The organism is Mesorhizobium sp. M0074 (genome assembly GCF_040322975.1).
In the GTDB taxonomy this organism is placed as follows: Bacteria; Pseudomonadota; Alphaproteobacteria; order Rhizobiales; family Rhizobiaceae; genus Mesorhizobium.
In genome coordinates this window covers 67,573-84,356 of record NZ_JAMYUM010000015.1, presented here as the reverse complement: position 1 = coordinate 84,356, position 16,784 = coordinate 67,573, and the positions used below count along the sequence as shown (strand labels likewise).

The window sequence follows — 16,784 nt, the reverse complement described above, 5'->3', positions numbered from 1 at the left end:
CGGGACGACCGTTATAGCCTCGGAAATCCGCCCTGCGGGGCGACTCAGACGAACGGGTGTTGTGAGATCCCCTCACTTCCCAATCGGGTTCAGCTTTAAATGCTGGATTAAAATAATCGTCTTGGCATCGATGATCCGACCGTCGTGGATGCCGGCCAGTGCTTCGTCGAGCGGCATTTCGAGAACTTCGATGTCTTCGCCTTCGTCCTGCGCACCGCCGCCGTCGGAAATGCGGTCGGCGGGCGAATAGCGGGCGACGAAGAACCAGAGCCGCTCGGTTACGCTTCCGGGGCTCATATAGGGTGAAAACAGCCGCTGCACGTCCTTCAGCCGGTAGCCGAGTTCCTCCTCGGCCTCCTTGCGGATGCAGGTTTCGGGATCGTCTTCGTCGAGCAGGCCGGCACAGGCCTCGATCAGCGGCTCCTTGTGGCCGGTGACGTAGGCCGGGTAGCGGAACTGCCGCACCAGAAGCACCGTCGAACGCTCCGGATCGAAAGGCAGGATCACCGCGCCGTCGCCGCGATCGTAGGTCTGGCGGGTGTGCGTTTCCCATTTGCCGTCGCGCCGGCGGTAGTCGAAGACGGTCTTTTTCAAAACCGCCCACTCGTCGGAAAGGACTTCCTCGGAGCGGATGCGAATGCGATCTTCCATGGTGGACTCCCTGCTGCCGCGGCAAGGCGTAGCCGCGAACGGCGGTTCGCGCAATCGGGTCACCAATTGGTCCAGAGGACGTTTCACCGTCTCGTGTCTGGCGCTGGCACAATCGGCTGCATAAATAGCGGCAACCCTTTCCGGAGTTTTTTATGACCTCATCTCTTTTCCAGCCGATCACCCTCGACGGCCTCACCTTCCCCAACCGCATCGCGGTCGCGCCGATGTGCCAGTATTCGGCCGAGGACGGCTCGGCCAGCGATTGGCACCTCTATCACTGGATGAACCTGGCGATGTCCGGCGCCGGCATGGTCACCGTCGAGATGACCGATGTCGAACGGCGCGGCCGCATCTCGCATGGCTGTCTCGGCCTCTATTCCGAGGACAACGAGGCGGCGGCGCGACGCACGCTGGATGCAGCCAAGCGTGTCGCCGCACCGGGCACGAAATTCGGCACGCAGCTTGCCCATGCCGGCCGCAAGGCCTCGAACCGCAAACCCTGGGAGGGCGGCGGCCCGCTGCATGCCGATCAGGATCCGTGGCCGATCGTGTCGGCCTCGGCCATCGCCTACGACACCGGCTGGCAGGTGCCGCGGGCGCTGGAGGACGACGAGATCCTGCAAATCATCGAACGCTTCGCAGAAGCGGCACGGCGGGCCGAGCGCGCCGGCTTCGACTTCATCGAGCTGCATGCCGCGCATGGCTATCTGATCTTCCAGTTCCTGTCGCCTCTCTCCAACCGGCGCACCGACCGCTGGGGCGGCTCGCTGGAAAACCGCATGCGTTTCGCCGTCGAGATCGCCAAGGCGGTGAAGAAGGCGGTGCCCAGGCTGATGCTGGGCGCGCGTCTGTCGATCAAGGAATGGGTCGATGGCGGCTTCGAGGTCGAGGATGCGATCGAAGTGGCAAAAGCGCTGAAGGAAGCCGGCGTCGCCTATCTCTGCTGCTCGAGCGGCGGCAATTCACCGTTGCAGAAGCTGCCCTCCGGGCCCGGCTACCAGGTTCATCTGGCCGAAGCGGTGCGCAAGGCCGTCGGCATCCCGACGCGGGCCGTCGGCCTGATCGACGATCCGAAACAGGCCGAGGCGATCGTCGCCGACGGGCGCGCCGACATGGTGGCGCTGGCGCGCGCCTTCCTCGCCGATCCGCGCTGGGGCTGGCGCGCCGCGGCCACCTTCGGCGAAAAAATCCACCCGGCGCCGCAGCTTGCCCGCTCGGTGACGACGATGCAGCATTGGATGAAAGCGGCGAGCTGAAGGGGCGGGTTCTCGTCTCACCGGAAGGCGCGGGTAGTGTCTCAGTTTGAAATTTGACGGGCTGCTATTAGGCATCGGCCGATTGTCGCGCCACGCGCCGAACTCCTATATGCTTACCGGAAAGCATGGAGTGATTGAGCGGTGGTCCGATGCCTTGTCAGAATTGAAAACGAAGCAACGATGTGGACGTTCGCATCAATGCCTGTAGTAGGTGACCGGGTACACATGCCATCAGGCGATAGTCTGGCCATGTATGCGGTGACCGAGATAACGCATGTCCCGCAGCCGGCCACAGCAAGCGCGGAGAAAGTGCCGCTAGTGTTTGTCACTCTGGAAGGTGCAGGGGAGTAACAACAAGAGTGCGGCCTGATAGATAGAGCAAGCCGGCGTTCGCCCGAATGGTAAGGCCATGGCAAACCATGTCTTTAGAGAGACTGCGGTTCGACTCCCGTCGCCGGTAGGCCGCCTTCCAGAAGCGGCCTTTTTCATGTGAGAATTTTCAAACTGAGACACTACCAAGGCGCGCCACAGCTTCGCTTTGATCCTCTGCCGTTGTATGATGCGCAAAGGCTGCGGGTGGCGCGGCTGAGCTGGGGGAGCGAAACCATGTCTTTCAGAGGGATTTATGCTGCGGCTGCCGCCGCGGTGTTGGCCGGGCTGTCGTTCGCCGCACCGACGCCGGCCGAGGCGCAATATTGCGAAGGTACGGTGCACGGACTTTCCAGGCACTACAATCTGGCAACGGGAAGCGGCTTTCTCGCCGTTCGAGCCCGACCGAACTCGTCGTCGCGCATGATCGGGCAATTATTCAACGGCGACCAAACCGAGATCTTCGACCGCCGCGGAAGCTGGTACAAGGTCGATTTCGGCGGCCGCACCGGCTGGGCGAATGCACGCTGGCTGCGCAACGACTGCGGCTATTGAGCTATTTTCGCCTGAGCTAAAATAGCAGTTGCAACCAAATCGGCCGCTCCGCGTTGGCGGCGATGATGGACAGCAAGCCATTTGAAAAGCCGGTCGTGGTCGAACTCGGCCATGTCGGCAAATATCGGCAGATCCGCAGCGCCCAGGAGGCGGCGGAGTGCCTGATGACGGTCTGGCCACTCAATCGCGGGCCGCGTCATCGTGATGCCCTCGACACTTGCCTAAAAGTGCTGGAAGGTTATCGTTCGACGGCGGATGCGCGCCGGGCACTGATCGAAGCCGCCAGGGAATCGGACGTGCTGGTCACAGACGACAGGCTGCCAGACGACAGACTGGCCGACGATAGGCTGCATTGAGGCAACGGGCTTTCAACCGGAGGGTTTCATGGCGAAACTGACCTACAAGATCGTCGAGCATGACGGAGGCTGGGCCTACAAGGTCGGCTCGACATTCTCCGAAACGTTCCCAACCCATCAGGACGCGTTGCGCGCCGCCGAGATCGCTTCGGCCGAACAGCAGGTCGCCGGCAATACCGACGGCATCCAGTACGAGGACGCCGACGGCAAATGGCACGACGAGCTCGCAGATGGCCGCGACCGGCCGCAGACGGAGGTTTCGGATTAGGGTGTGTCGATATCCAGGTGATGCCGGGCTGCTTTACAGGTCGGTTTGGTAGCGCTACCGTCTCACATCGCGCGTGACCGGAGAGGAGCCTGGGCGCTGTCGCGGTCCAGGCAGGAAAGCGGTTTCCTTCGAAGTCGTTGCGGGAATCAATCGGGAGGAGATCGATGGCGTCTGTCGCGATCGGCGATGTCTACAAATCATTTGGGACCGTCGAGGTCCTGCACGGGGTCAGCGTCGATATAGACGACGGCGAGTTCGTCACGCTGGTCGGTCCTTCGGGTTGCGGAAAGTCGACCCTTCTCAGGATGATCGCCGGCCTGGAAAAGATCTCGCGCGGCCAGATCGCGATCGGCAAACGTGTCGTCAACAACGTTGCGCCAAAGGAGCGCGACGTCGCCATGGTCTTCCAGAACTATGCGCTCTACCCGCATATGACGGTCGCCGAGAACATGGCGTTCTCGCTGATGCTCAAGGGCGTTCCCAAGACGGAGAGCGATGCCGGCGTGCGGCGCGCGGCCGAAATCCTGGGACTGGTGCCGCTGCTCGACCGCTATCCGCGCCAGCTTTCCGGCGGCCAGCGCCAGCGCGTCGCCATGGGCCGGGCGATCGTACGCGACCCGCAGGTCTTCCTGTTCGACGAGCCGCTCAGCAATCTCGATGCCAAGCTCCGGGTGCAGATGCGCGCCGAGATCAAGGAACTGCACCAGCGCCTGAAGACGACGACGGTCTACGTCACCCACGACCAGATCGAGGCGATGACCATGGCCGACAAGATCGTCGTCATGCATGACGGCATCGTCGAGCAGATCGGGCCGCCGCTCGAGCTGTACGACCGGCCGAACAATCTCTTTGTCGCCAGCTTCATCGGCTCGCCCGCCATGAACATGCTCAGGGGCGAGATCGTAAGCGACGGCTCGCCGTCATTTCGCGGCGCCGGAGGGATTTCGGTCCCGTTGGCCTCGGCACTTTCCATCGGCAATGGTGAGCCGGTCGTGCTGGGGATACGGCCCGAGCATTTACGGCTGTCCGACCATCAGGGCATCCCGGTCACCGTCGTGGTGGTCGAGCCGACAGGGTCCGAAGTGCAGCTCATCGGCCGCACCGCCGGCGGCGAGGAGATCGTCGCAAACTTCCGGGAACGCCATTCCTTCACGCCAGGCGAAACCATCCGGCTTACGGCCGAGCCTGGCCTCATCCATCTCTTTCACGGCAAAACCGGACAGCGGTTCGAAACACCCATCGGGCAGTAGGACGGCAAGGACAATAAGCAGGAGGAAGCGAGCATGAAATTCACCAGACGCGACGTGATCCGCACCACCGCCGGTGCGGCGGCGGGAGCCTTGGGAAGCCGGTTCATCGGCTCTCCCGCCTTTGCCCAGGAGGGGTTGAAGTACAAGCCCGAGGACGGCGCCAAGCTCAGGCTGCTGCGCTGGTCGCCCTTCGTGCAGGGCGACGAGGATCAATGGCTGGCCAACACCAAGCGCTTTACCGAAGCGACCGGTGTCGAGGTCCGCGTCGACAAGGAAAGCTGGGAGGACATCCGCCCCAAGGCGGCGGTCGCCGCCAATGTCGGCTCTGGCCCGGACCTGATGTTCGTCTGGTTCGACGACCCGCACCAATATCCCGACAAGCTGCACGACGTGACGGAACTGGGCGAATATCTCGGCTCGAAATATGGCGGCTGGCACGATGGACCGCACCAATATGCGACACGGCAAGGCAAATTCCTCGGCCTGCCGCTGGCGACCATCGGCAATGCCATCGTCTATCGCGAAAGCTGGGTGAAGGAGGCCGGCTTCTCCGAATTTCCGAAGGACACGGCAGGCTTGCTCGAGCTTTGCAAGGCATTGCAGGCAAAGGGGCACCCGGCCGGCTTCACGCATGGCCACGGCGTCGGCGACGGCAACAACTACGCCCACTGGCTGCTGTGGAGCCATGGCGGCCAGATGGTCGACGAGAGCAGCAAGGTGACGATCAACAGCCCCGAGACGCTGAAGGCGATCGAATACGCGCAGGAGCTCTACAAGACCTTCATTCCCGGTACCGAAAGCTGGCTCGACGTCAACAACAACCGCGCCTTCCTGGCCGGCGAATTGAGCGTCATCGCCAACGGCATTTCGGCCTACAACACCGCCAAGATCAACAAGGACAAGGATCCGAAGCTCACTGAGATAGCCAAGGACATCCGCACCACCAACCTGCCGATCGGCCCGGTCGGGAAATCCGTCGAGCTGTTCCAGGTGACCACGGCCGTGATCTTCGACTACACGCCCTACCCCAACGCCGCCAAGGCCTACCTGCAGTTCATGTTCGAGGATCCGCAAATGTCGCAGTGGATCACGTCGTCGGCAGGCTATTGCTGCCAGACGCTCAAAGCCTTCGACAACAACCCGGTGTGGACGGCCGATCCGAACAATGCCGCCTACGCCAAGGCCTCGGCGACGCTGCGGCCCAACGGCTATGCCGGCCCGCTTGGCTATGCCTCGGCAGCGACCATGGCCGACTATGTGCTGGTCGACATGTTCGCCAAGGCGGTGACCGGCCAGGCGACGCCGCAAGAAGCGATGGAAGAAGCCGAGAAGCGCGCAAACCGCTACTATCGCGTTTGAGCCGGGTTCAGCCGGGCAGCCATGCTGCCCGGCTGGCTTTGGACTGCGTCGCGGCCGCCCGCCGATCAATGAGACCTTAGAGGAGCCGACCCATGGCCGTGACCTCCGCTGCCGTTCAGCCACGCCGGTCGACGCTGTCGCGCATTCTAGCGTTCGTGTCTGAAAGTCATAACGCGCTTGGCTTCGGCTTCATGCTGCCGGCGGCGGCGCTGCTGCTGGTCTTCCTGACCTATCCGCTCGGGCTCGGCGTCTGGCTCGGCTTCACCGATGCCCGCATCGGCCGCCCCGGCATCTTCATCGGTATCGAGAACTACGAATATCTGTGGGATGACGCCGTCTTCTGGCTCTCCGTCTTCAACACCTTGCTCTACACGATCAGCGCCTCGATCCTGAAGTTTGCGCTCGGCCTGTGGCTGGCGCTTATCCTCAACCAGAACCTGCCGTTCAAGTCGTTCTTCCGCGCGATCGTCCTGCTGCCCTGGGTGGTGCCGACGGTGCTGTCGGCGATCGCCTTCTGGTGGATCTACGATTCGCAATTCTCGATCCTGTCCTGGGCGCTTATGGAAATGGGCCTGATCGACCATCGCATCAACTTCCTCGGCGATCCCGAGAATGCGCGGGCTTCGGTCATCGCCGCCAATGTCTGGCGCGGCATTCCTTTTGTGGCGATCACGCTGCTTGCCGGCCTGCAGACGATTCCGCAGTCGCTCTACGAGGCCGCCACGCTCGACGGCGCCAGCCGCTGGCAATTGTTCCGCTATGTGACGCTGCCGCTGCTGACGCCGATCATCGCCATCACCATGACGTTTTCGGTGCTGTTCACCTTCACCGATTTCCAGCTGATCTATGTGCTGACGCGCGGCGGGCCCGTGAACGCCACGCATCTGATGGCGACGCTGTCGTTCCAGCGCGGCATTTCCGGAGGCCAGCTTGGCGAAGGCGCCGCGATCGCAGTTGCCATGATCCCGTTCCTGCTGGCGGCGATCCTGTTCAGCTATTTTGGCCTGCAGCGTCGCAAATGGCAGCAGGGCGGCGGAGATTGACATGACCGCGATCGAAACGAGCAAACGCCCGGAACTCGACGAAGGCGGCATGGGCTACCTGCAGAGTTTGCCGCGCCGCGTGGTGACGGTCTACCTGCCGTTGCTGATCTTCGTCATCGTGCTGTTGTTTCCGTTCTACTGGATGACGATCACGGCGGTTAAGCCCAACCTCGAGATGACCGACTACGCCAATTTCAATCCGTTCTGGGTGGTGCATCCGACGCTCGAGCATATCCGCTACCTGCTCTTCGAGACGTCTTATCCGGGCTGGCTGCTCAACACGATCATCATCTCGACCGCCGCCACGTTCCTGTCGCTGCTGGCTGCGGTGTTCGCTGCCTATGCGATCGAACGCTTGAGGTTCTCCGGGGCGCGGCAGGTCGGCCTCGCGGTGTTCCTCGCCTATCTCGTGCCGCCCTCGATCCTGTTCATTCCGCTGTCTGTGATGGTGTTCAACCTTGGACTTTACGACACGCCGTTCGCGCTCATCCTCACCTATCCGACCTTCCTGATCCCGTTCTGCACATGGCTGCTGATGGGTTATTTCCGCTCGATCCCGTTCGAGCTGGAAGAATGCGCGCTGATCGACGGGGCGAGCCGTTGGCAGATCCTCACCAAGATCGTGCTGCCGCTGTCGGTGCCGGGCCTGATTTCCGCCGGCATCTTCGCATTCACGCTGTCATGGAACGAGTTCATCTACGCCTTGACCTTCATCCAGTCGTCCGAAAACAAGACTGTGCCGGTCGGCGTGCTCACCGAGCTGGTGCGCTCGGACGTCTATGAATGGGGGGCGCTGATGGCGGGAGCGCTGATCGGCTCGCTGCCGGTCGTGGTGCTCTATTCGTTCTTTGTCGAGCACTATGTTTCCTCGATGACCGGAGCCGTGAAGGAATAGCCAGCATCGTGATTGGGTTCGGAGGTATTCCCGGCGGCCGGGAATACCTGGGGTAGGCACCCTGCCGGCCGAGGCTACGGCCGGTTACTTGCCGCAGTATTGATCGTTGACATTCGTGTTGGCGTTGGCGTCGGAGACAGGCTTGCACACCTTTGCGTGAGGAATGCGCGAGGTTACGGAAGGGTGTCAGCAGCCGGTGTCGGACTTCGGCGCAAATGCGCGGTCGGCAATGCGTTCTATGAAAGCGACGACCCGTTCCGGGTCGATGAATTGCGGCATGTGACCAAGCCCCTCGACCGGCTCGAAATGCAGCCCCCTGATCTTATCCATCACCGGCCAGGCATGGATATCGATGCCCAGCACGAGATCGGAAGCACCAAACAGAATGCCGGCCGGCATGGTGATCTCGCGATAGCGTTGCTCGATGCGGCCAAGGTCGTGCTCGATGGCCACGACATCGGTCGACGTTGCATAGAAATGGCTTGGCCTCAGCCCGCACCAGCCGCCGCCCTCGACCATATAGTCGGTCGGCGCCGTCTGCGGCGCGAAAATGAAGGCAAGCGTCGCTTCGGCATATTTGAGAGCCGCCGGGATCGCCACCGTATGAGCCATGATCCGGCGCCGCAGCGGCGACTTGATGTACAGCGGGCCGAACTTCTCGCGCGCGTCCGGCTCCAGATGGGTCAGCGGTGCCAGCAAGGCGATGCCGGAAATCGCCGTGGGATGCTCGATAGCCAGCGTCAGCGCGATGGCGCCACCCAGCGAATGACCGACGACCAGAGGCTTTTCCAGCCCAAGCGCGTCGATAAAATGCCGCACGATCTCGGCCTGCTCGGGCAGCCGTCCGCTGGCGCCCCTGGCCCGCACCGAATAGCCGGAGCCCGGACGGTCGAGCGCGATCAGCCGATAGTTCGGGCCGAACCGTCCGAACAGCGTGTGGCCGAATTGATGAAGCTGCGCGCCGAGGCCGTGCAGGAAGACGATCGGCCGCCCCTCGCCCGTCTCGACATAATGGATGCGGTTGCCGTCGATCTCGATGAATTTGCCACTGGCCGGCACCAGCCTTTCGGCCTTCGCCGCGATCCGCAGCGTCGCCAGCATCGGATAGGCTGCCATGACGAGCGCCAGCAGAAACAGCGCGCCGGGTAGCCATAGCAGAATCGATGCCGGCATGTCTTGCTCAGGGCTCCAAACCGGCACGCAGCATCACCCGCCGACGGGTGCACTGCAAGGGAGGTGGCACAGGTAGATCCGTCATTTGGCGGCATTGCCGCCGGCCGTTTGCCGCGCTATCTCAGGCGACCCGTTTGCCGGAGCCAGTCATGACCGAAATCGTCACCGCCGCCATGCTCGTCATCGGCGACGAGATTCTGTCCGGCCGCACCAAGGACAAGAACATCGGCCACCTCGCCGACATCATGACGGCGATCGGCATCGACCTGAAGGAAGTGCGCATCGTTGCGGACGAGGAAGACGAGATCGTCGCTGCGGTGAATGCGCTGCGCACCCGCTATACTTATGTCTTCACCACCGGCGGCATCGGCCCGACGCATGACGACATCACCGCCGATTCGGTTGCCAAGGCCTTTGGCGTGCCATGCGAATACGACGCCAAGGCCTACGCCCTGCTGGAGGCAAGCTACGCCGCCCGCGGCATCGAATACACCGAAGCGCGCAAGCGCATGGCGCGGATGCCGCGCGGGGCAGACCACATCGATAATCCAGTGTCGGTTGCGCCGGGCTTTCGCATTGGCAACGTCCATGTCATGGCCGGCGTGCCGGCGATTTTCCAGGCGATGCTCGACAATGTCGTGCCGACATTGCGGGCCGGCACCAAAATGCTGTCGGCAACCGTGGAATGCCCGTTCGGCGAAGGCCTGATCGGCGGGCCGCTGGGCGACATCCAGAAGGCGCATCCGGACACGATCATCGGCTCCTACCCGAAATATGGCGATGGCAAATTCTGGACGGAACTGGTGGTGCGCGCCCGCAGCCAGCAGGCACTGGACTCCGCACGCGCCGACGTAGAGGCTATGGTGGCGGGCTTGATCAAGGCAAGCCGAGTGGGCTGATCGGCCGGCCTGACGGAACCAGCATCGCGCAGTGACGTTTGTCACGAGTGGGATCGCCGTAAGAAGTGAGGGACTGCCATGCGCTTCAAGACCATCGTCGCCATATTGCAGAATGAACAGGATGCCGAGCGTGTCCTCGACTGCGCGATCCCGCTGGCCGGCCGATTCCAGAGCCATCTGATCGGCATCCATGCCGAGGCGCTGCCCGTGCCCTACACCTCTGCCACCGGCTTTCCGGACACCGAGTTCCTGCAGGTTTCCGCCGATATGAACCGGGAGCGCGCCGAGAAGTTGCAGGCCGCCTTTCACAAGCGCATCGAGGATTCCGGCCTGTCGTTCGAGTGGCGCAGTCTCGAGAGTTTTTCCGGCGACAGTGCGCTGACCGGCATCTCGACCGTTCGCACCGCGGACCTGATCATCGCCGCCCAGCGCGAATCGGGCAGCGACCCGAGCGCCGACGTCGACACCCTGGTCTACGATGCCGGCCGGCCGGTGCTGGTGGTGCCGCATTCGGGTCCGCTCGTCACCAGCTTCAAGCACGTATTGCTCGCCTGGAACGGCAGCAAGGAGGCCGCGCGCGCGGCCTTCGATGCCTTGCCGTTCATCATCGAGGCCGAAAAGACCGACATCGTCGTCATCGACCCGCCGGATACGCTCGACGAGGCGCCGGAAACAGCCGGCGCCGAGATCGCCGCCTCGCTGTCCAGGCATGGCGCGACCGTCAGCGTCTCGGTGCTGAGGTCCGGCGGCGCCTCGGTCGACGACATCATCCAGACCAGGGTCGCCGAGTCGGGTGCGGACCTGCTCGTGCTCGGCGCCTACAGCCATTCCTGGCTGCGCCAGCTGCTGTTCGGCGGGGTGACGCGAACGGTGCTGCGCACCGCACCCGTGGCGGCTTTCCTGTCGCGGTAGGTTCACAGGGATAGCTGGCAGGACAATAGCTTTGCCGCGCCCTTGCCAAAGCCAAGCCTTTCCAGTTAATTCCGCGCGCATTCCATAGTGTCTGCGCGCGATGCGCGCTTTGCGGAGTGCGCGAGAGATGTCCCTGCCCGAAAAAGCCTTCCCGGTCTCCTGGGACCAGTTCCACCGCGATGCGCGCGCGCTCGCCTGGCGGCTTGCCGGCGCCAACAAGGGGCAATGGAAGGCGATCGTCTGCATCACGCGCGGCGGCCTGGTTCCGGCGGCTATCATTTCGCGCGAGCTTGGCATCCGCATCATCGAGACGGTCTGCGTCGCCTCCTACCACGATTATACCAGCCAGGGGCAGTTGCAGGTGCTGAAGGAGGTCACGCCGGCGCTGCTCGCCGATGACGGGGCCGGCGTGCTGATCATCGACGACCTCACCGACACCGGCAAGACGGCGGGCATAGTGCGCGCGATGATGCCCAAGGCGCATTTCGCCACCGTCTATGCCAAGCCGAAAGGCAGGCCGATGGTGGACACTTTCGTTACCGAGGTCAGCCAGGACACCTGGATCTATTTCCCCTGGGACATGGGCTTCACCTACCAAAAGCCGATCGCCGACGATCACGCCGGCTGATTCGCGGCAACGCCGCTTGATGCACCGAGTCCGCCCAGGGGACCTCCGCACACCGATAAAGGCGTGGCGCGACGCTGCTGCAGTCGCGCCATTAGGCTGAGATCGGCGCAGATTGACGGAATCTGGCCGATCCGTGAAACATTTTTTACTTTCATTGCTTATAATTAGCCGTAAGATTCGTGAGACGGCAAATGATTCTGGAAGCTGGGGCAAGCTTCTCCGATGTTGACGAGGCCAACGACGCACAACCATAAGGCCGAAAGGGTCCGGCGACTCTTCGGCGCGGTGCCGTACCGCCTTCAGGTTGCAGCGTTGCCTTGGCGCGATAGCGGGGACGGCGTGGAAATCATGCTGATCACCAGCCGCGATACCGGCCGCTGGGTGCTTCCCAAGGGCTGGCCGGAAGCGAAGGAGCCGCTTTGCGAAGCGGCGGCACGCGAAGCCGGCGAGGAGGCCGGGCTGCGCGGCACGATCTCACATCACGAGGCCGGCCGTTATTTCTACGCCAAGGTGCTGGCTACCGGCGAGGAAGTGCCGTGCGAGGTGCTGGTCTTCCCGCTGCAGGTCGACAAGGTCGCCGACCGGTGGAAGGAAAAGCGGGCACGCACCCGCAAATGGGTCAGCGCCGCCGAGGCTGTGCGCATGGTCAACGAACCCGACCTCAGCCAGATCATCGCCCATTTCTGCGCGGATCCGCATCGGTTCTCCTGAGTCTCAGTCGCGCATAGCCTATCGCTCAGGTGCTGTGAACGTCGTTGCCGAAGCGCCTCCACCCAGAGCCGACCCTTCCTTGCGCTCCGCTTCTATCCCCGTTATCCACATGTGTGACACACAAGATGTGGGGTCATAAAAGCTACGCAAACGAATCCTTGACGCCGCAAAACGAGTCGCCTTTTATAGGCCATGCGCTCCTGTTGAGAGTGCGACCGGAAAAGTTTCGAGGCCGGTCTTTTTCCCGGAATATGTGCGTTTTGAGCCGCATTCCCGCCTGTTTACGAGGCCGGCGAAGGCGTGGGATTTTGAAGCCTTGGGGGCGAAAGGGGAGGATTGTCGGACTTGAATAAATTGTCTGTTAATACTATATTTAGTGTTTGCAGGTAGGTTCGACGCTAGATAATGTGAATTTCCCTCGATCGAGGGCGTTACAAAAAGTTTTCAGTTTTGAGGGACCCACAGGGTCCGTCAGCGCGTTGGACAGCGGCCTCGCAAGAGGTTTGACCGGCAGGGCGGCGGAGACTGTGAAGATGAGAGCCGGCGGTTTTCGAACGCCGGCAGACGGCGGACATGCGCGTTTCGCCAAGAGGGCAGAAATCCTCTGGGAAAAGCGCTATATGTAGACAAAAGGGACCGGACCAATGCGCATCGAGCGTCGTTTCACCAAGCCAGGGCAATCAGCTTATGCGGAGATCGAATTCCGCAAGGCGCTTTCGGAGATCAAGAATCCGGATGGCTCGGTGGTGTTCCGCTTGGACAACATCGACGTGCCGGCGCAGTTCTCCCAGGTTGCCGCCGATATCCTGGCGCAGAAATATTTCCGCAAGGCTGGCGTCCCGGCACGGCTGAAGAAGGTCGAAGAGACGCAAGTCCCCTCCTTCCTGTGGCGCTCGGTCGCCGACGAGGCTGAACTGGCCAAGCTGCCGGAAGCCGAGCGCTACGGTTCCGAGACCGACGCCCGCCAGGTCTTCGACCGGCTTGCCGGCACCTGGACCTATTGGGGCTGGAAGGGCGGCTACTTCAAGTCGGAGGAAGACGCGCGCGCCTTCCGCGACGAGCTCGCCTATATGCTGGCCACCCAGCGCGTCGCGCCGAACTCGCCGCAATGGTTCAACACCGGCCTGCACTGGGCCTATGGCATCGACGGTCCGAGCCAGGGTCATTTCTATGTCGACCCGTTCACCGGCAAGCTGACCAAGTCGAAGTCTTCCTACGAGCATCCGCAGCCGCATGCCTGCTTCATCCAGGGCGTGCAGGACGACCTCGTCAATGAGGGCGGCATCATGGACCTGTGGGTGCGTGAGGCGCGCCTGTTCAAATACGGCTCCGGCACCGGCTCCAACTTCTCGTTCCTGCGCGGTGAAGGCGAAAAGCTGTCGGGCGGCGGTCGTTCGTCGGGGCTGATGAGCTTCCTCAAGATCGGCGACCGCGCGGCGGGCGCCATCAAGTCGGGCGGCACGACACGCCGCGCCGCGAAAATGGTCATCGTCGACGCCGATCATCCCGATATCGAGGAATTCATCGACTGGAAGGTCAATGAGGAGCAGAAGGTCGCCTCGCTGGTCACCGGCTCGAAGATCGTCAAGAAGCATCTCGAAGCGATCATGAAGGCCTGCATCAACTGCGAAGGCAATGGCGACGATTGCTTCGACCCGGCGGTCAACACCGCGCTGAAGCGCGAGATCAAGGCGGCCAAGAAGGACGCGGTGCCGGAGAACTACATCTACCGCGTCATCCAGTTCGCCAAGCAGGGCTACACCTCGATGTCGTTCAAGACCTACGACACCGACTGGGATTCGGACGCCTATCTCACCGTTTCCGGCCAGAATTCCAACAATTCGGTGTCGCTGAAGGACGATTTCCTGCGCGCCGTCGAGCAGGACGGCGACTGGCATCTCACCGCCCGCAAGGACGGCAAGGTGCTGAAGACGCTGAAGGCGCGCGATCTCTGGGAAAAGATCGGCTATGCCGCCTGGGCGTCGGCCGATCCGGGCCTGCATTTCAACACGACGATGAACGACTGGCACACCTGCGCCTCGGCCGGTGCGATCCGGGCGTCCAACCCGTGCTCGGAATACATGTTCCTCGACGACACCGCCTGCAACCTGGCGTCGATCAACCTTCTGCCCTACCGCAATGCCGACGGCACGATCGACATATCAGCCTACGAGCACACGGTGCGGCTGTGGACCATGGTGCTGGAAATCTCGGTGATGATGGCGCAGTTCCCGTCGAAGGAGATCGCTAAGCTTTCCTACGAGTACCGCACGCTCGGCCTCGGCTACGCCAATATCGGCGGCCTGCTGATGACCTCGGGCATTCCCTATGATTCCGACGAGGGCCGCGCCATCTGCGCCGCGCTCACCGCGATCATGACCGGCACGGCCTATGCCACTTCGGCCGAAATGGCCGCCGAGCTCGGCGCCTTCCCCGATTATGACCGCAATGCGCAGAACATGCTGCGCGTCATGCGGAACCACCGCCGCGCTGCCTATGGCGAAAGGGACGGCTATGAGAAGCTCGCCGTCAACCCGGTGCCGCTGGTCGCCTCGGATCTCAAGCAGCAGGAACTTGCCGACCATGCCAAGGCCGCCTGGGACCGCGCCATCGAGCTCGGCGAGGAGCATGGCTACCGCAACGCGCAGGCAACGGTGATCGCGCCGACCGGCACAATCGGCCTGGTGATGGATTGCGATACCACCGGCATCGAGCCCGACTTCGCGCTGGTAAAATTCAAGAAGCTGGCCGGCGGCGGCTATTTCAAGATCATCAACCGCGCGGTGCCCGAAGCGCTGCGCACGCTCGGCTATTCCGAGGCCCAGATCGCCGAGATCGAGGCCTATGCCGTCGGCCACGGCAATCTCAACCAGGCGCCGGGCATCAACCCCGGCTCGCTCAAGGCAAAAGGCTTTACCGACGAAAAGATCGCAGCACTCAATGCGGCGCTGAAGTCGGCCTTCGACATCAAATTCGTCTTCAACCAATGGACGCTGGGCTCTGACTGGGTGAAGGAGACGTTCGGCTTCACCGACGAGCAGCTCAATGATTTCTCGTTCGAGATGCTGCCGGCGCTGGGCTTCTCGAAGAAGGACATCGAGGCCGCCAACATCCATGTCTGCGGGGCGATGACGCTGGAAGGCGCGCCGTTCCTGAAGGCCGAACACCTGCCGGTGTTCGACTGCGCCAGCCCGTGCGGCAAGATCGGCAAGCGTTCGCTGTCGATCAACAGCCACATCATGATGATGGCGGCGGCGCAGCCCTTCATCTCCGGCGCCATCTCCAAGACCATCAACATGCCGAACGACGCGACGGTGGAAGACGCCAAGGGCGCCTACATGCTGTCGTGGAAGCTGGCGCTGAAGGCCAACGCGCTCTATCGCGACGGCTCGAAGCTGTCGCAGCCGCTCAACGCCTCGTTGCTTGCAGACGTCGAAGACGACGAGGACGAAGCCATCGAGCAGCTGATCGCGGCGCCGGCCGCACAGCGCGCCGTGCAGGTGACCGAGAAGATCGTCGAGCGCGTCGTCGAACGTCTCTACCGCGACCGCGAGAAACTGCCGAACCGCCGCAAGGGCTATACCCAGAAGGCGGTCGTCGGCGGCCACAAGGTCTATCTGCGCACTGGCGAGTTCGATGACGGTCGTATCGGCGAGATCTTCATCGACATGCACAAGGAAGGTGCGGCCTTCCGGGCGATGATGAACAACTTCGCCATCGCCATCTCGCTCGGCCTGCAATATGGCGTGCCGCTCGAGGAATTCGTCGAAGCCTTCACCTTCACCAAATTCGAGCCGGCTGGCATGGTGCAAGGCAATGACGCCATCAAGAACGCCACGTCGATCCTCGACTACGTCTTCCGCGAACTCGCCGTCTCCTATCTCGGCCGCCACGACCTCGCCCATGTCGACCAGTCGGACTTCGACAAGACGGCGCTCGGGCGCGGCATCAACGAAGGCAAGGCAACGCCCTTCTCCAAGGGCCTGACCCGCGGTGCCTCGCCGGTCAAGCTGGTGTCGGGTGCCGAGCCGAAGGGCTTTGCTGGCTCGGGCTCCGGAACTCCAGCCCGTACCGCCCCGACCGCCTTCTCCGGCTCCAACGTGCTGACGCTGAAGCCGGCCAGCGACGAAGCCATCGCCTATAAGCGCGACTACGAGGAGCGCGCCAGGGAACTGGTCGAGGACATCGTCTACGCGGAAGCCTCCGACCCGACGGAGCTGTTCACCGATGAGGCCGCGAAAGAAGCAGCCGAAGCCAAAGCACTCGCCGCCAACCGGCGCCAGCAATCGCTCATGCAGGGCTACACCGGCAACGAATGCTCGGAATGCCACAACTTCACGATGGTGCGGAACGGGACTTGCGAGAAGTGCGATACTTGCGGGGCCACGAGCGGGTGTAGCTGAGGAGCTGAGGTCGCGCCCTCCCTTCTCCCCTTGTGGGAGAAGGGAAGAGCGCGCGA

At 62.6% G+C, this 16,784-nt stretch carries 15 protein-coding genes; 13 read left to right on the top strand and 2 right to left on the bottom strand.

The genetic code is table 11. The features are described from left to right. Nucleotides 1-72: 72 nt before the first annotated feature. Nucleotides 73-651, bottom strand: a complete 579-nt coding sequence (locus NKJ73_RS20545; protein ID WP_352570881.1) for an NUDIX domain-containing protein — start codon at nt 649-651, stop codon at nt 73-75. Nucleotides 652-803: 152 nt separating this feature from the next. Between NKJ73_RS20545 and NKJ73_RS20540 the strand changes: the two genes are divergently transcribed. The 8 genes from NKJ73_RS20540 to NKJ73_RS20505 all read left to right on the top strand — a co-directional run bounded on the left by NKJ73_RS20540 (nt 804) and on the right by NKJ73_RS20505 (nt 8,002). Further along, complete coding sequence (locus NKJ73_RS20540; protein WP_352570880.1) at nt 804-1,907, top strand: NADH:flavin oxidoreductase/NADH oxidase; 1,104 nt, start codon at nt 804-806, stop codon at nt 1,905-1,907. Nucleotides 1,908-2,513: 606 nt separating this feature from the next. After that, the gene (locus tag NKJ73_RS20535; RefSeq protein ID WP_352570878.1) at nt 2,514-2,831 is read left to right on the top strand and encodes an SH3 domain-containing protein; all 318 of its coding nucleotides are present in this window, start codon (nt 2,514-2,516) and stop codon (nt 2,829-2,831) included. Nucleotides 2,832-2,893: 62 nt separating this feature from the next. Then, nucleotides 2,894-3,187, top strand: coding sequence for a DUF982 domain-containing protein (locus NKJ73_RS20530; protein ID WP_031211240.1), 294 nt, complete (start codon nt 2,894-2,896; stop codon nt 3,185-3,187). A gap of 28 nt (nt 3,188-3,215) precedes the next feature. After that, nucleotides 3,216-3,455 carry a DUF2188 domain-containing protein gene (locus NKJ73_RS20525; RefSeq protein WP_023674770.1) on the top strand — a complete coding sequence of 80 codons (240 nt, stop codon included), beginning with the start codon at nt 3,216-3,218 and terminating at the stop codon, nt 3,453-3,455. 164 nt (nt 3,456-3,619) lie between these two features. Then, nucleotides 3,620-4,705 carry an ABC transporter ATP-binding protein gene (locus NKJ73_RS20520; RefSeq protein WP_023674769.1) on the top strand — a complete coding sequence of 362 codons (1,086 nt, stop codon included), beginning with the start codon at nt 3,620-3,622 and terminating at the stop codon, nt 4,703-4,705. Between the two features lie 33 nt (nt 4,706-4,738). Next, nucleotides 4,739-6,064, top strand: coding sequence for an ABC transporter substrate-binding protein (locus NKJ73_RS20515; RefSeq protein ID WP_352570877.1), 1,326 nt, complete (start codon nt 4,739-4,741; stop codon nt 6,062-6,064). Between the two features lie 191 nt (nt 6,065-6,255). Further along, complete coding sequence (locus NKJ73_RS20510) at nt 6,256-7,107, top strand: carbohydrate ABC transporter permease (protein ID WP_376705884.1); 852 nt, start codon at nt 6,256-6,258, stop codon at nt 7,105-7,107. A 1-nt stretch (nt 7,108) separates the two neighbouring features. After that, complete coding sequence (locus tag NKJ73_RS20505) at nt 7,109-8,002, top strand: carbohydrate ABC transporter permease (protein ID WP_023674766.1); 894 nt, start codon at nt 7,109-7,111, stop codon at nt 8,000-8,002. A 186-nt stretch (nt 8,003-8,188) separates the two neighbouring features. On the opposite strand, the gene NKJ73_RS20500 is transcribed toward NKJ73_RS20505, so the two are convergent. Then, nucleotides 8,189-9,175, bottom strand: coding sequence for an alpha/beta fold hydrolase (locus tag NKJ73_RS20500; protein WP_352570875.1), 987 nt, complete (start codon nt 9,173-9,175; stop codon nt 8,189-8,191). Between the two features lie 149 nt (nt 9,176-9,324). On the opposite strand from NKJ73_RS20500, the gene NKJ73_RS20495 reads away from it, so the two are divergent. The 5 genes from NKJ73_RS20495 to NKJ73_RS20475 all read left to right on the top strand — a co-directional run bounded on the left by NKJ73_RS20495 (nt 9,325) and on the right by NKJ73_RS20475 (nt 16,728). Further along, nucleotides 9,325-10,074: a competence/damage-inducible protein A gene (locus NKJ73_RS20495; protein WP_352570874.1), complete on the top strand. Its 750-nt coding sequence runs from the start codon at nt 9,325-9,327 to the stop codon at nt 10,072-10,074. Nucleotides 10,075-10,152: 78 nt separating this feature from the next. After that, the gene (locus tag NKJ73_RS20490) at nt 10,153-10,986 is read left to right on the top strand and encodes a universal stress protein (protein ID WP_352570873.1); all 834 of its coding nucleotides are present in this window, start codon (nt 10,153-10,155) and stop codon (nt 10,984-10,986) included. A 127-nt stretch (nt 10,987-11,113) separates the two neighbouring features. Beyond that, nucleotides 11,114-11,614: a xanthine phosphoribosyltransferase gene (gene gpt / locus NKJ73_RS20485; protein ID WP_023674762.1), complete on the top strand. Its 501-nt coding sequence runs from the start codon at nt 11,114-11,116 to the stop codon at nt 11,612-11,614. A gap of 222 nt (nt 11,615-11,836) precedes the next feature. Beyond that, the gene (locus NKJ73_RS20480) at nt 11,837-12,325 is read left to right on the top strand and encodes an NUDIX hydrolase (RefSeq protein WP_352570872.1); all 489 of its coding nucleotides are present in this window, start codon (nt 11,837-11,839) and stop codon (nt 12,323-12,325) included. Between the two features lie 644 nt (nt 12,326-12,969). After that, complete coding sequence (locus tag NKJ73_RS20475) at nt 12,970-16,728, top strand: vitamin B12-dependent ribonucleotide reductase (RefSeq protein ID WP_352570871.1); 3,759 nt, start codon at nt 12,970-12,972, stop codon at nt 16,726-16,728. Nucleotides 16,729-16,784: the final 56 nt, after the last annotated feature.

Coding starts and splice junctions, on each gene's coding strand:
- NKJ73_RS20545 (WP_352570881.1), bottom strand. CDS start 651: ATGGAAGATCGCATTCGCATCCGCTCCGAGGAAGTCCTTTCCGACGAG.
- NKJ73_RS20540 (WP_352570880.1), top strand. CDS start 804: ATGACCTCATCTCTTTTCCAGCCGATCACCCTCGACGGCCTCACCTTC.
- NKJ73_RS20535 (WP_352570878.1), top strand. CDS start 2,514: ATGTCTTTCAGAGGGATTTATGCTGCGGCTGCCGCCGCGGTGTTGGCC.
- NKJ73_RS20530 (WP_031211240.1), top strand. CDS start 2,894: ATGATGGACAGCAAGCCATTTGAAAAGCCGGTCGTGGTCGAACTCGGC.
- NKJ73_RS20525 (WP_023674770.1), top strand. CDS start 3,216: ATGGCGAAACTGACCTACAAGATCGTCGAGCATGACGGAGGCTGGGCC.
- NKJ73_RS20520 (WP_023674769.1), top strand. CDS start 3,620: ATGGCGTCTGTCGCGATCGGCGATGTCTACAAATCATTTGGGACCGTC.
- NKJ73_RS20515 (WP_352570877.1), top strand. CDS start 4,739: ATGAAATTCACCAGACGCGACGTGATCCGCACCACCGCCGGTGCGGCG.
- NKJ73_RS20510 (WP_376705884.1), top strand. CDS start 6,256: ATGCTGCCGGCGGCGGCGCTGCTGCTGGTCTTCCTGACCTATCCGCTC.
- NKJ73_RS20505 (WP_023674766.1), top strand. CDS start 7,109: ATGACCGCGATCGAAACGAGCAAACGCCCGGAACTCGACGAAGGCGGC.
- NKJ73_RS20500 (WP_352570875.1), bottom strand. CDS start 9,175: ATGCCGGCATCGATTCTGCTATGGCTACCCGGCGCGCTGTTTCTGCTG.
- NKJ73_RS20495 (WP_352570874.1), top strand. CDS start 9,325: ATGACCGAAATCGTCACCGCCGCCATGCTCGTCATCGGCGACGAGATT.
- NKJ73_RS20490 (WP_352570873.1), top strand. CDS start 10,153: ATGCGCTTCAAGACCATCGTCGCCATATTGCAGAATGAACAGGATGCC.
- gpt (WP_023674762.1), top strand. CDS start 11,114: ATGTCCCTGCCCGAAAAAGCCTTCCCGGTCTCCTGGGACCAGTTCCAC.
- NKJ73_RS20480 (WP_352570872.1), top strand. CDS start 11,837: ATGTTGACGAGGCCAACGACGCACAACCATAAGGCCGAAAGGGTCCGG.
- NKJ73_RS20475 (WP_352570871.1), top strand. CDS start 12,970: ATGCGCATCGAGCGTCGTTTCACCAAGCCAGGGCAATCAGCTTATGCG.